This is a genomic window from Candidatus Tisiphia endosymbiont of Dioctria linearis, assembly GCF_964026545.1.
In the GTDB taxonomy this organism is placed as follows: domain Bacteria; phylum Pseudomonadota; class Alphaproteobacteria; order Rickettsiales; family Rickettsiaceae; genus Tisiphia.
Genome location: NZ_OZ032156.1, coordinates 808,709 through 821,945 on the forward strand (window position 1 = coordinate 808,709; position 13,237 = coordinate 821,945).

Sequence of the window (13,237 nt, forward strand, 5' to 3'; positions counted from 1 at the left end):
TCACATATTTAATATTTTTAAACCTACAGAAATAGTAGGAACAGCAAAAGTCTTTTTTATCCCCCGACTACTATCTCCCATATAATTGTCTGAAAGTTTTCCGGCTATTCTAACACAATCATTCAAGTATGTCACCTGGATACTCTTAGAAAGAATATTTATTTTGTTTTTTGACCAATCTATTCTCATATCATAGGCAACTGACCAATTTTCTGCTAATTGATAAGTGAGATTATAGTAAAGTTGTCTTACTTTGTTATCAATTAATTCATCTGTAGAATAATATTTCCGTAAATTTGAAATCTGAACAAATCCAGCAGTTAACTGAATTGTCTTAGAATTAAGGCTTCCACCTAATTCATCTCTAATGGGCTTAAAATTCTTACTTTTTCTAAATCTATAGAACAATTCTATTTTATCAGAAAAACTACTGGAAATTCTTCCAACATTTTCAATATTATCAACAGATTTACTATTAATAAGATTAGTATTATAGGTCTGTCCTAGAAACACACTTGAATAATTTTGTTCTGAAAGTATAGAAGAGTTAACGCCATAACTTAATCTATTGCCAAATTCATGGTAATCTATACCACTATAGCGATTCGAACTGAATATATTATTTTCTGATAGTTCATATTTTGATGGATCGATAAAAGAAAATTTCTTATTAGAATTATGTTTACGTCCGATAGTTGCCGATATAATTGGTTCAACAAACAGATTAGTTTTATCAAAGATTGATCCAGCTAATGGATAACGCCAAGTATTTTGAATTTCTGGTATATTTCTAGTGAGAACCTTGTTAGTCCTATAATCATTTAAATATAGGTGATTAATAAAATAGACATCTGCTCTATTCCGTAAGGTAACATTAAATAAATGACCAGATGAAGTTAAGAAATTATTATCCACTGCCAGTTGTAATGCAACTTGCCCTAGTTCTCTTCCGCTTTTTTCTTTATAGATTAATGCATTATTTTCAACGACTAGGTTAGTAGTTTCATCATCATTTAAAGGTATAACATTCTTGGTTCTGACCTTGGGGAAAATTAATGGACTGGTACTACTAGAATCATTTATTCCCAATCCTTCAAAATACATCCCCTCCACTAATGAGTAATTGTAATTATTGACATGTTCCAAATATAACTTAGATGTCAAATATGAAGTATAATTATTATAATAGTTTTTTAAGTAGGCTTTATCAGAAGTACGTTCCAGCCTAAATCCGTATCGATAATCATTTTTGATGAAGTTACCATTGCTTAATAGATAATATGAGTTTACCTTAGTGTCTTTTATCGTTATATCATCATCATTTAAAGAGTAGGGTACTTTACCATAGTTAGCATCTAAAGATATATAATCACTTTCATTTGGTTTGTAACGAGTTTCTAGTTCAAAAATCGTATATGTAGTATCATGTTTTTTCCAAAAAAACCTAGGAGTTAGAGTAAAATCTAGATTGGATTTAGCTCTATAATATAGTGGTATCCCCAAAGCGTTATCCCGCCATTCAGGCATCAATATTCCTGATTTTGCAGGAGCCTTAGGTGTTGGATGAGAAAAATATGGTGTATAGAAGATTGGGACACCATATATCTCAAAAAATAGATGCTTATAAACCATTATGTTCTTATTAAGATCTATTTCAGTATTTTTGGCAGAAACTTGCCAAATAGGTTTTTGGTTGCATAGTATTTTACATGGGGTAAAGGTACTATTATGCAAACGAAAAACATCTTTATTAACTCTTTCCGCTAATTTTGCTGCTAAAAGAGTATTATCACCAAAATATAAAATAAAATCTGAAATTATTCCTGCCTTTAACTTATCTTTTAATATGACAAATTCTCCCAAAATAACTCTATTTTGCTGATCTGTAATTTTAACATTCCCCTCAGCCCATAATGTATCTTGTTCTATATCGTAAATCAAGGAATTAGCTGTTAGAAAATAACTATCCAATATAATTTGAACATTACCTTTAGCATAAATAAATTGTTCCTTGTGGTTATATTCAATATAATCTGTTGACAAAAAGCTAAACTGTTTGTTTATTCCTTGCTGTTCAACTTGTGCCAAAGCACAAACCGGCAATAAAATAATAATTTTAATAATCAATAAATTGCAGAAAATTCGCATTTAGGATAATTTTTGAAGTAAGATGCTATATATATCATGTATACATCAAATTTGATATATTTATAGATAATTGTCTGATATATGATAGTATTTAGCAACAAGCCTTTAAGGAGTTATAAGTTGCAGTTTAGGGAAATATGTTTTATATAGTCAATTGATGAGAAGTTGGTGACGTCGTCACTCGTCGCTCGCCTATTACTTATAGGCGTCGCTCCATCGTTCCTAGCACCAAATTCTCCTGAATTAACTATAGCGTCCTGTATCTCGAGTGAGTAGTGGGATACAGGTATATTAGCGTGAGTACCAATAAAGAAGTCGGGTAAAACAAAATTTTTATTACCATTGTTTGTTTTATATTGTAAAAAGCTTTCCCAACTAAAAATAGAGCTTCTTTAGGCAAATAAGTTCTTAGATGAATTTTCTTTGACTATTCTGGTAGGCATGTTGCATTATTAACAGATAATGCCGGGTGGCATGCAGCGAAAAAATTAATTATTCCAAGTAACATTACCTTGGTACCGCTTCCGCCATATGCACCGGAATTAAATGCGATGGAACAAATTTGGCAGTGGATCAAAAATCACTTCCTATCTAATCAATGTTACGGTGTATACGAAGATATCGTTTCTAATGCTTGCTATGCCTGGAATCAACTTAGTAAAAATGTAGATTTAGTAAAATCAATTATGTATAGAGAATATCAGACGACTTGATGTGTACTTATCAAGCTGCCTGATTATTACTTATTGTCAGATTAAGTCAGGACTAGTACAATTTTTACCATAAATCTCCATTTAATCTTACAATTTAAAAAATTTACTATTAACCCTCAAAATGACCATCTTTCATTTCTCTCCAAGCTTCAAGAATCTCTTTTAACACCTCTTTATTTGGTTCAATTTCATGATCGTCAAAATCACTTAATGATTTTATTAAGTCTTCAAGATCTTTTAGTGTTAATTCAGATATATCTTCATCCGGATAATTTTCTTCTAAGCTCATAGCAATTTCGTCAACATCATTCCAATGCATTATTTTCCCCTATATTATTTTTATAGCCAATTACTATTACCATTTAATCAACTCTACCAATAAATAATATATTAGTGCATGTTTATAATAGTATATTATTAAAGGGGGTGAGATTATTATACAACTAATATGCTGTTTTGCTTTGAAGAATTGACCTTGCTTGTTTTTTAGTTTAAACTGACAGCCATTGGATATTATAGTTAATTAGAGGTACATATGTCATTAGCAAAGGAAGGAGAAAATAATGTAGTGTTATTTAATATTGGCGGTAGCCATGAAAGCCAAGAAATTCAGCATAGTACCAATATGTCTAAAATTAGCTCAGCAATATCAACTATTGAGCTTAAACCCCACATGCAAGATGGTAAACTAGATAAGGAAAATATAGTAAGTGAAATATTTGATAAAGCTGAGAATCTAGGAAAAACACCTATACTTAATATACAATTTAATTCAAATATGGAAAAACCGTTATTTGATGAAGATGATTTAACGAATTTAAAAAACTTAGGGGTCAAGGTTTGTTTAACCTTTAGCAATTATAACTCACAAGCTCAAAATCTACAATCTAGTTGGCAAGCTCTTCTTACCGGGGTCAATCATGTGTTTTTTGCCAATGCTAATGACCAAATTAGGGCTGTGGCTGAAAAGCATGTAGCAAAAGAAAAAACTTCGCACATCCAATCTATGCCAGTTAGCAATTTAATAGAGTCAGAGATTCTAAACAGACCTCCTAATATATTATTGTCAGGGGGATTACCTAATAAAGAGAGATTAACTGAGGTAGTAAAAGCAGCAAAAGACTTAGGTAATACTAGGGTAATTATAGCCAGCAATCCTTCATCTATCGATGATGTAGCTAATATTATTGCAAACAAATTTGATATCATTAACGAAGATCAACAATTAGGTATTAAGTTAGAAGTTGAAGAAATTTTAAAAGATAAAGTTGGTGGAGCTAAAAAACTGGAAAATTATATATCACAATTATCTCAACAATTCCAAAAAGATATTGGTAGAACAGAAATAAATCCTATTGATATATATTTTGACCTATCTGATCCGCAGAAGCTTCAGAATATTGCCAAGCAAGCTAAATATACTGTACCGCCTCAACAGGGATACACTATTGAAAATTTTACTAATGGTTGCATCCCATTAGGTCAAGGTCAGGGAAGAAGTTCTGATATTACTGCTGAAGTTAGACAAAGGGAAGATGTTCCTGGCATTGATAGCGGAACTATTCTTGATATGCAAGAGAATATAAATGAACATAAACCAGAAAATGTCCTTAAGAGAGTTGTCAATGCTTTTAAACAAATGGCAAATGAAGGGAGAAAAGCGATACCGATACCAACAAAACAAAACAAGGTAGAATACTCTCAGGAAAATAATCTAACAAAAGAGAATTATTGGTATAATGATTTGGATATATCCAGTTTACTAAAAGCCTCATTAAACGAAAATGTTTCTATCCAACTAGCTGTATCACTAGCTTCGGATCAGTATAAAAATGAAATGTTACGACATGTTATGTTTGAAGCTATCGCATCGGTAAATAGTGGAAAAGACTCTGCTGTTATGCCAATTAATACGGGACATGAACACTGGGTTAGTTTAGCAATCACTAAGGATAGGGATAATAAGATAGTATTTACCTATAATGATCCTATGGGAACGCCTATAGATCAACGACAGGAGTTACTAGATATGATTAAAGAAGTTTGTCCTGATAATGCTAAAATCGTTGATTTAAAGACTAAACAACAACAAAACGATAAAGATTGTGGACCTTTCATTGTAGATAATTTAATTAAAATGGCAAAAGGTGAGAAGATTCTTACTACTGAACAATCTCAAGATATGGGAGCAAAATTACGTGAGGGGCAAGCAAAAACAATGAACATCGAAAAAATCAAGCAAAAAGTTCAGGATATAAAAAAAACCATAACTTCCTCTACATCTCTACCTCGTTCTGTTACATCTTCTGCTATTAGGAGCAATAATCGCTCTAGAGGGAATAGTATTGCTTAAGAGATGAGGGGTTACAAGGTTAAAAACATTTTTCATAAAATTCAGCTATCTTGTCTTTAACCTTAACGGGATCAAGCATTATGTTAACCCCACCTCTAAATTCTGCTGAATTTGCTAAACCACTACTATACCAACCTATATGCTTTCTCGCTAGCTGAACGCCGGTATCGTTCCCGTAATACTCTAGCATGGCATCATAATGACTTAATATCACCTCTAGCTGCTCTGCCATTGAAGGAGATGGAAGTTCTTCTCCTGTCGCAAGATAATGGGCTATTTGAGAAATAAACCACGGTCTACCATATACTCCTCGACCAACCATTATACCATCAGCCCCCGATTTTTGTAAGCATTCCTTAGCCTTAGATAATGAGGTAATATCTCCATTAGCGATAACGGGAATCTTTACCGCATCCTTAACCTGTCTTATAAACTCCCAATCTGCTTGACCAGAATAAAACTGGCATCTTGTCCTACCATGAATGGTGATCATTTGTATACCAGCATCATAGGCTATTTTTGCCAAATTTGGGGCATTCTTAGTTTGTTCATCCCAGCCAGTACGCATTTTTAAAGTTACTGGGATTTTTACCGCTTTTACTGTAGTTTCTAAGATTTTTGCCGCTAATTTCTCATCTCGCATTAAAGCAGAACCAGAATAGCCGCCAACTACTTTTTTAGCTGGACAACCAAAGTTTAAATCAATAATCTTGGCTCCCATATCCTCATTCATTTTAGCTGATTCTGCTATTATATCGGGCTCACATCCAGCAATCTGTACGCATGAACCAGTAGCATCATCTTGAATAATCGCACATCTTTGCAAAGATTGCCTTGTTTCAATAATCATTGCCCTACTAGCAACCATTTCAGAGATTACCAGACCTGCACCAAATTTTCGTACTAATTTTCTAAATGGTAAATCAGTAACCCCCGACATTGGGGCTAATATCACCGAATGAGGTAGCTGAATATTGCCTATTTTTATCATCAACTTATTTTAATTGCTTAAATCAGGATTATAGCTGAATAAGAAATAATTTTGCTAGAAATTATGAAGTTTATTGATTTTAATGACTCATCTTACGTATGGCATTTACAGACCATATATATTCGTAATTGCTAGGAGTATTTTTGCTACAACGAAGCAATTCTAGTTACTTTTTGAATTACTTCGTTGCCTATGTTTCAATAGCTTAGATTTATTTATAGCAAAACCTATTGAATTAGGTGCTATCATAATAAAGTAATATCCATATTTCCTAGAACGTCTATGCTATAATCCTCGCCATCATAGTTAAATTCTAGGCGACCATTAGGGGCAAGAGATAAAAAGGGGATATAGAAATCATGCCCTGTAAGAGTGATAGTATGCCCTCCTGCCCTTGCAGTTAATGATTCTCCAAAAGTCGAATTGGTAACAACTATAGTAGGTTCTGTTGCTTCTACCACTTGTAATTCTTCTGCTGTTTCTAATTCTTCTACTGCTTCTGCCGCTTGTGATTCTTCTACTGCTTCTACAGCTTGTAATTCTTTTACTGCTTCTATTGCTTCTAAATCTTCTATTTTTTCTACTATTTTCAATATTCTTGGTATATTAGGGGCGGTCATAATGTTTCTCCTATTTAAAAATTATTTTGACATTATATATAGTTTAATTTTTTACGCAATATCTTATACGTTTTTAAAGATTTTGTATGAAAAAAGCTGAACTCTAAGAGTCATTGCGAGCGAACGTATGTGAGCGTGGCAATCCATAAAGCTCGTAATATGGATCAGCTATGTTTCGCAATAAAAATTTAAATAAAATTGGTGTAAATTTATTATAAAGCTATATAATTAAATCTACTTAAATCAACTGCAGAAGTTATATTTGCTCAGCCATATTCAACAACAAATTATATTATGAAAATCAATGTGGAAATTATTCGCACTTATCAAGATTGGAAAAATCATAAATTTATCAATAAACTATTAGTGAAGAAGGTTACGTGTGCTATACTAAGTAGATATAAGAATTTTAAAGGAGTTGCAAGGTTTGAGCTAGCGATATTACTAACTGATAATAATGAAATGTTAAATTTGAATAGCCAATTTTGTGGTAAGGGGAAACCTACAAATGTGCTATCATTTCCTGATATAGAATTAGACTTTCGGCATCTACTTGAATTTACTCCTAACTTAGATTATATGTATTTAGGAGACATAGCTTTTGGGTATGAAATAATTCAGAGTGAAGCAATAAGTCAAAATAAAAGCTTTAGAGATCATTTTATACATCTTTTGGTACATAGTGTTTTGCATTTACTTGGCTTCGATCACCAAAATGACGAAGAAGCAACTATTATGGAAAATTTAGAAGTAGAAATATTAAAAGATTTTGCTATTGTTTCTCCATATTAACAATTATGCTAGGTTATGTGAAAAAAGAAGATATTCCCTCTATTAACTCTAAAAAGGCTATGCTTACAAATCCTTCAAAATTTGATATTCTTAAATCTTGGTTCTTTCGTCTGTTTTTTGGAGAAAAGATAGAGGATAATTTTTATTATACTATTAAAAAGCTAAAATCTAACAGCAAGAAAATGGCATTAGAAGAAAAAAAGATTTTCACGAATCTTTTGAAATTTGGTCATAAAACTGTAGAAGATGTAATGATTCCTAGATCTGACATTAAGGCAGTAAAATTAACCACTAGCGTGGAGGAGTTAAGCAAAATACTTAATAGCAAAATACCTCATACTAGAACGTTAGTGTATGATGAAACGTTGGATAATATAATTGGTTTTATTCATATAAAAGATTTGTTTAAGATACTTGTTACTAAGCAAGATATGTCGTTGAAAGGAATAATTCGTAAACCTATCATTTCTGCTCCTTCAATGAAATTGATAGATTTATTAGCGAAAATGCGAAGAGATCGTGTGCAGATATCTATAGTTGTTGACGAATATGGTGGAACTGATGGTATTGTCACCATTGAAGATATTATGGAAGAGATAGTTGGTAGAATAGATGATGAGCATGATAAAAAGTCGGATAATGATAATTTCAAAATTATCAATAGTAATACCATTTTATCAAATGCTCGGGTGAAAGTTGAAGATCTTGAATTGGCTCTTGGAGTGAAGTTAAAAACAGAAAATGATGAATTCGATACAATTGGTGGCTTAGTTTTAGCAAAAGTAGGTAATGTGCCTTCGGTTGGTATTAAAATTGATATTGAGGAACAGGTTGAACTTGAAGTAATCGAGGCAGATCCGAGATCACTTAAGCAGGTTAAATTAAAATTAAAAAATGGCACATTATTACCTAATTATACTTTATGATTATCGCAACTAATTTAGCCATGAGTTATGGTGCAAAAATATTATTTACCGACGTAAATGTTCATATCAAAAATGGTAATAGATATGGGCTTGTTGGATCGAATGGTGCTGGTAAATCTACTTTTTTTAAAGTTCTAATTAAAGAAGAGGAAGCAAGCATTGGTGAAGTAAATATAGTTAAGAAGGCTCGTATTGGTTGCTTGAAACAAGATCAATTTATTTATGAAAATACTTCAATTATTAATACTGTTATTGCTGGTAGAAGCGAATTATGGCAGGCTTTGCAAGAAAAGGAAAAAATATTAGAAAATGATCAGCTAGAGGGTGAACAATGTGATGAGGAAAGTGGTTATCGGCTAGGTGAGTTGGAACAAATTATTGCTGATAATGATGGATATATCTCAGAAATTTTTGCCATTGAGTTACTTCTAGGTTTAGGGATACAAGAAAAATATCATCATCAACCATTATCCGTTTTGTCCGGCGGTTATAAACTTAGAGTATTACTAGCCCAAAGTTTATTCAACAATCCTGATATATTATTACTTGATGAGCCGACCAACCATCTTGATATAGTATCGATTTATTGGCTAGAAAATTATCTAAAACAAAAATTCAAAGGTGCTTTAGTATTTATTTCGCACGATTTGGCTTTTCTTAATAATATTTCTACCCATATTCTTGATATAGATTACGGTACCATCAAAACTTATACTGGTAATTATGATATTTTTATTCGCGATAAACAGCTAATTGCTGATCAAAAGCTTAAGTATCTTACTAATATAGAGAAAAAAATTGCTACTATGCAGGTTTTTGTCGATAAATTCCGGGCTTCCGCTAGCAGATCTAAGCAAAGTAGCTCACGAGAAAAGCAAATAGAGAAAATGGAATTACCTGATATACAAAAAAGTTCACGTATTAGCCCGTATTTTAATTTTAAGCAAAAAAGACCATCTGGAAAATTAGTGCTACAAGTTAAGGGTATTTCTAAAAATTATGAGAATAAAAAAATATTAAATAATGTAAGTTTTACTGTAACAAGAGGAGAAAAATTGTTATTATTGGTCCAAATGGTATTGGTAAATCTACTTTACTAAAAATCCTTCTTGGTAAAATATTCTCAGATTTGGGAAGTTATGAATGGGGATATGAAACTCAGATTTCTTATTTTGCTCAGGATCATCATGAATTACTCAATGAAAATATCAACGTTATTGATTGGTTATCCAACCAAATACCTACTGAGAATGACAATACGTTGCGTAGTATATTAGGTCAATTATTATTCCGTAAAGATGAAGTAACTAAGAATATTTTAAATTTGAGCGGTGGAGAAGGAGCTCGTTTATTATTAGCCAAAATTATCTTGGAAGAAGGTAATATATTGGTGCTAGACGAGCCCACCAATCACCTAGATATTGAATCTAAGCATATGCTAAAAAATTCACTAATTAACTACCCAGGTACTCTAATATTGGTAACTCATGATAGAGATTTTGCTAGCAGTATAGCCACAAGGATTATTGCACTATCCCACCAAACTATTACTGATTTTAAAGGTAAATATCAGGAATATTTAGCTAAATATAGCAATGATTACTTAGATAGTAATTGGGTATTGGCAAATAAGGCGGGGAAGTAGTCTATAGTCGTGAGCGTTCACAAAATTATATATTGACATAAGGCATACATTGTCATTAATATTATACAAATGACAAAAAAATATAACTATAATTTTTCATCTGAAAAAAATTATAAGCTCATACAGGAAAGAGATATAAGTTTTGAAGAAATAATTGCAGCTATTGAAAATAATTGTTTGCTAGATATAATTGAGCATCATAATTCTCAAAAATACCCTAACCAAAAAATGTATCTCATTGAGTTTAATTTTTATGTTTATCTTGTTCCTTTTGTCGTTGAAGATAATGGAACAATTTTTCTTAAGACAATTATTCCAAGCCGTAAAGCTACTAAAAAATATTTAAAGGAGACGAAAAACAATGAGAAATAAAAACCATAATTCTTCAAAAATACTGCTTGATGAAGAGGAAAAATTATTATTAAGCTCTTTTGAAAATAATGAATGGCGTACAATCGAAACCATTAAGGAAGAAAAAGAAAAGGCTATAAAGGCTGCAACCAACTATTTACAAAAAGACATACGTATCAATATTCGTATTTCTAGCAGTGATTTAAACCGTATCAAGCAAAAGGCAGCTTATGAAGGGCTACCTTATCAGACACTTATTGCAAGTATTCTTCATAAATATTCAGCGGGACATTTATTTTTTAAATGAAATAACAAATGTGAGTGTTCACGGAAAAAGAGTTAAAGTACAAGACGTCTATTAGCGAGAAGGCGTAGCCGACGAAGCAATCTATAAATACATAGTTTGATATGAGTAAATATACAGAACTAAATGATGCTAAGATAAGTTTTTGCCTAGCTCAATCACGGGATGAAGATTTAATAAAATCTTGGCTTGATAAACCACACATTAAAAATTATTGGGACAATAGTAGCGATCTATTGGAAAACCTACAGAATTACTTGCAAGGTACGAAAGATATTTTTGATTATTGGCTAGGCTTTTATGATATACAACCCTATGCGTTAATAATGACATCAGATGCAAACGACTCTACACCAGAACATCTACTACCTTGGGTTAAACCTAAGGAAATCACTTGGACTATAGATTTTATGATAGGACAAGAAAATTTTCTAGGCTCTGTGAACAAAATTTTAATTGTTTAGATTTTGAGTATTTTAAAGCGAAAATTAATAAGATTTTTGCCGGAATAGTTAGTTCTATTTCAAAAAAATCTTATAATTTGCAGCTAAAAAGAGTCGAAATCTAGTAATTTAAATTTTGTTCACAGAGCCTAGGATTGGGTTTAAGCTCAATGACCTTAGCAAGATTTATAAATACAACAAAACAAGTTAGCACTTGGATAATTGATCCTAGTGAATCAAACCATAAAGCAATTAGTGCCTATAAAAAAGCTGGTTTCAAAATAGTTGATAGTTTTGCTCCATCTACAGGCTATTTTAAGGATGTACCACATTATTTAATGATTTTGAAGAATTAAAAAGCAATTATTTTTTTAGAAACTATTAGTGTTGGTATATTTATAGTCTATAATGCTATTATTATGGAGAAAATATATGCAAGAATTTGATTTAATAGTGATTGGTGGTGGTCCGGCTGGTTATACAGGAGCAATAAGAGCAGCCCAGTTGGGTATGAAGGTTGCCTGTATAGAGAAAAGGGTGACGCTTGGTGGTACTTGCCTAAATGTTGGCTGTATTCCTTCCAAAGTATTACTAAATTTTTCTGAGAAATATCATGAAGTATTGAACCATTGTGCCGATATTGGCATTATAACCTCAGCCAAACTTGATTTACAGAAAATGATGACTAAAAAAAGTCAGGTAGTATCAGACTTATGCAAAGGCATAGAAGGTTTGTTTATAAAAAATAAAATCACTAAATTTACGGGAAGTGCCAAGTTTATTTCAGCCAATCTTGTAGAAATTACTAATGGTGCATCAGTTGAACAAATATCGGCTAAGAATATTCTAATTGCTACTGGCTCTGATATTATTGAAATGCCCAATATTACTGTTGATGAGGAATATATAGTGTCATCAACGGGAGCCTTGAGTCTTGCTAAAGTTCCGGAAACTATGGTAGTAATTGGAGGGGGTTATATCGGTTTAGAGCTTGGTTCGGTATGGAACAGGCTTGGTTCTAAAGTAACGGTTATTGAGTATGCTGAAACTATTGTGCCAGCTTTAGATAAAGAAATTATCAGTCAATTTACTAAAATCTTACAAAAGCAATCTATTGAATTGCGATTGAACACTAAAGTCCTGTCTGCTGAAAAAAAAGCAGGAAAAGTTATTTTAAATATACAACAAACAACTGACTCCTCAGTGCAGCAAATTAGTGCTGATATAGTGCTATTAGCTGTTGGTAGGAAAGCCCATACAACAAATTTAGGTCTAGATAAATTAGCCATTAAAACGGACAAACAAAATAGAATTACGGTTAATGATCAGTTCCAAACAATAATTCCTAATATTTATGCTGTCGGTGATGTAATTGCTGGACCTATGCTCGCTCATAAAGCAGAAGAGGAAGCTGTTGCTGCCGTTGAAATTATGGCAGGTTTAGCAGGTCATGTTAATTACAACCTTATTCCAAGTGTCATCTATACTTGGCCAGAGGTGGCAAGTGTTGGTTTAACTGAAGAGCAATTAAAAGAAGCTAAGATTGATTACAAGGTTGGTAAATTTCCATTTTTGGCAAATAGTCGAGCGAGAAGCACAGGTTTTACCGATGGGATGGTAAAAATATTAGCTGATAGCGTAACGGATAAAGTACTTGGAGCACATATTATAGGTCCTTCAGCTGGTACTATGATTGCAGAGCTTGTAGCATTTATGGAATTTGGTGCTTCTTCAGAAGATATAGCAAGAACTTGTCATGCTCATCCTACTCTAAGCGAAGGCATAAAGGAAGCAGCTTTGGCTGTAGATAGGAGGGCTATTAATTTTTAGGAAGTTTTATATTGACGTGAGTGTTCACGGATTTTTTTGCTATTTTCTTATAATGAGTAAAAAATCTGTTCGCAGAGCGTCATTGCGAGACTACATAGTGGTCGTGGCAATCCACTATTTT

At 32.3% G+C, this 13,237-nt stretch carries 15 protein-coding genes; 11 read left to right on the top strand and 4 right to left on the bottom strand.

The genetic code is table 11. From position 1 onward, the window contains the following. Positions 1–2,148 carry an LPS-assembly protein LptD gene (locus AAGD42_RS03935; protein ID WP_341753320.1) on the bottom strand — a complete coding sequence of 716 codons (2,148 nt, stop codon included), beginning with the start codon at positions 2,146–2,148 and terminating at the stop codon, positions 1–3. 416 nt (positions 2,149–2,564) lie between these two features. Between AAGD42_RS03935 and AAGD42_RS07145 the strand changes: the two genes are divergently transcribed. After that, complete coding sequence (locus AAGD42_RS07145) at positions 2,565–2,861, top strand: transposase (protein WP_410521051.1); 297 nt, start codon at positions 2,565–2,567, stop codon at positions 2,859–2,861. Between the two features lie 109 nt (positions 2,862–2,970). On the opposite strand, the gene iscX is transcribed toward AAGD42_RS07145, so the two are convergent. Next, positions 2,971–3,180, bottom strand: coding sequence for a Fe-S cluster assembly protein IscX (gene iscX / locus AAGD42_RS03940; protein ID WP_341750846.1), 210 nt, complete (start codon positions 3,178–3,180; stop codon positions 2,971–2,973). A 216-nt stretch (positions 3,181–3,396) separates the two neighbouring features. On the opposite strand from iscX, the gene AAGD42_RS03945 reads away from it, so the two are divergent. Further along, entirely contained in the window at positions 3,397–5,214 is a 1,818-nt protein-coding gene (locus tag AAGD42_RS03945; protein WP_341753321.1) for a Ulp1 family isopeptidase, read from the top strand. 19 nt (positions 5,215–5,233) lie between these two features. On the opposite strand, the gene dusB is transcribed toward AAGD42_RS03945, so the two are convergent. Together dusB and AAGD42_RS03955 are read right to left on the bottom strand one after the other, a co-directional pair. Then, complete coding sequence (gene dusB / locus AAGD42_RS03950) at positions 5,234–6,205, bottom strand: tRNA dihydrouridine synthase DusB (RefSeq protein ID WP_341753322.1); 972 nt, start codon at positions 6,203–6,205, stop codon at positions 5,234–5,236. Positions 6,206–6,450: 245 nt separating this feature from the next. Beyond that, a complete protein-coding gene (locus AAGD42_RS03955) occupies positions 6,451–6,825 on the bottom strand; it encodes a hypothetical protein (RefSeq protein ID WP_341753323.1) in 375 nt (124 codons plus the stop codon). A gap of 294 nt (positions 6,826–7,119) precedes the next feature. On the opposite strand from AAGD42_RS03955, the gene ybeY reads away from it, so the two are divergent. The 9 genes from ybeY to lpdA all read left to right on the top strand — a co-directional run bounded on the left by ybeY (position 7,120) and on the right by lpdA (position 13,116). After that, positions 7,120–7,617, top strand: a complete 498-nt coding sequence (gene ybeY, locus AAGD42_RS03960) for an rRNA maturation RNase YbeY (RefSeq protein ID WP_341753324.1) — start codon at positions 7,120–7,122, stop codon at positions 7,615–7,617. Positions 7,618–7,622: 5 nt separating this feature from the next. After that, on the top strand, positions 7,623–8,543 hold the full coding sequence (locus AAGD42_RS03965; RefSeq protein ID WP_341753325.1) for a hemolysin family protein: 921 nt from the start codon (positions 7,623–7,625) through the stop codon (positions 8,541–8,543). Beyond that, positions 8,540–9,643 carry an ABC-F family ATP-binding cassette domain-containing protein gene (locus AAGD42_RS03970; RefSeq protein WP_341753326.1) on the top strand — a complete coding sequence of 368 codons (1,104 nt, stop codon included), beginning with the start codon at positions 8,540–8,542 and terminating at the stop codon, positions 9,641–9,643. Before AAGD42_RS03965 ends, AAGD42_RS03970 begins: the two co-directional genes overlap by 4 nt. Next, positions 9,622–10,188 (top strand): ATP-binding cassette domain-containing protein, encoded by a 567-nt coding sequence (locus AAGD42_RS03975; RefSeq protein ID WP_341753388.1) that lies wholly within the window; start codon positions 9,622–9,624, stop codon positions 10,186–10,188. The genes AAGD42_RS03970 and AAGD42_RS03975 overlap by 22 nt, the downstream gene beginning before the upstream one ends. A gap of 69 nt (positions 10,189–10,257) precedes the next feature. After that, positions 10,258–10,560 (top strand): BrnT family toxin, encoded by a 303-nt coding sequence (locus tag AAGD42_RS03980; protein WP_341753327.1) that lies wholly within the window; start codon positions 10,258–10,260, stop codon positions 10,558–10,560. Continuing rightward, positions 10,550–10,846, top strand: a complete 297-nt coding sequence (locus AAGD42_RS03985; protein WP_250311347.1) for a hypothetical protein — start codon at positions 10,550–10,552, stop codon at positions 10,844–10,846. The genes AAGD42_RS03980 and AAGD42_RS03985 overlap by 11 nt, the downstream gene beginning before the upstream one ends. Positions 10,847–10,947: 101 nt before the next feature. Next, complete coding sequence (locus AAGD42_RS03990; protein WP_341753328.1) at positions 10,948–11,307, top strand: GNAT family N-acetyltransferase; 360 nt, start codon at positions 10,948–10,950, stop codon at positions 11,305–11,307. Positions 11,308–11,456: 149 nt separating this feature from the next. Continuing rightward, positions 11,457–11,642, top strand: a complete 186-nt coding sequence (locus AAGD42_RS03995) for a hypothetical protein (protein ID WP_341753329.1) — start codon at positions 11,457–11,459, stop codon at positions 11,640–11,642. A gap of 76 nt (positions 11,643–11,718) precedes the next feature. Then, a complete protein-coding gene (gene lpdA / locus AAGD42_RS04000) occupies positions 11,719–13,116 on the top strand; it encodes a dihydrolipoyl dehydrogenase (protein ID WP_341753330.1) in 1,398 nt (465 codons plus the stop codon). Positions 13,117–13,237 lie beyond the last annotated feature (121 nt).

Excerpts from the sequence above, each read along its gene's own strand:
- AAGD42_RS03935 (WP_341753320.1), bottom strand. The coding sequence starts at position 2,148 with ATGCGAATTTTCTGCAATTTATTGATTATTAAAATTATTATTTTATTG.
- iscX (WP_341750846.1), bottom strand. The coding sequence starts at position 3,180 with ATGCATTGGAATGATGTTGACGAAATTGCTATGAGCTTAGAAGAAAAT.
- AAGD42_RS03945 (WP_341753321.1), top strand. The coding sequence starts at position 3,397 with ATGTCATTAGCAAAGGAAGGAGAAAATAATGTAGTGTTATTTAATATT.
- dusB (WP_341753322.1), bottom strand. The coding sequence starts at position 6,205 with ATGATAAAAATAGGCAATATTCAGCTACCTCATTCGGTGATATTAGCC.
- AAGD42_RS03955 (WP_341753323.1), bottom strand. The coding sequence starts at position 6,825 with ATGACCGCCCCTAATATACCAAGAATATTGAAAATAGTAGAAAAAATA.
- ybeY (WP_341753324.1), top strand. The coding sequence starts at position 7,120 with ATGAAAATCAATGTGGAAATTATTCGCACTTATCAAGATTGGAAAAAT.
- AAGD42_RS03965 (WP_341753325.1), top strand. The coding sequence starts at position 7,623 with ATGCTAGGTTATGTGAAAAAAGAAGATATTCCCTCTATTAACTCTAAA.
- AAGD42_RS03970 (WP_341753326.1), top strand. The coding sequence starts at position 8,540 with ATGATTATCGCAACTAATTTAGCCATGAGTTATGGTGCAAAAATATTA.
- AAGD42_RS03980 (WP_341753327.1), top strand. The coding sequence starts at position 10,258 with ATGACAAAAAAATATAACTATAATTTTTCATCTGAAAAAAATTATAAG.
- AAGD42_RS03985 (WP_250311347.1), top strand. The coding sequence starts at position 10,550 with ATGAGAAATAAAAACCATAATTCTTCAAAAATACTGCTTGATGAAGAG.
- AAGD42_RS03990 (WP_341753328.1), top strand. The coding sequence starts at position 10,948 with ATGAGTAAATATACAGAACTAAATGATGCTAAGATAAGTTTTTGCCTA.
- AAGD42_RS03995 (WP_341753329.1), top strand. The coding sequence starts at position 11,457 with ATGACCTTAGCAAGATTTATAAATACAACAAAACAAGTTAGCACTTGG.
- lpdA (WP_341753330.1), top strand. The coding sequence starts at position 11,719 with ATGCAAGAATTTGATTTAATAGTGATTGGTGGTGGTCCGGCTGGTTAT.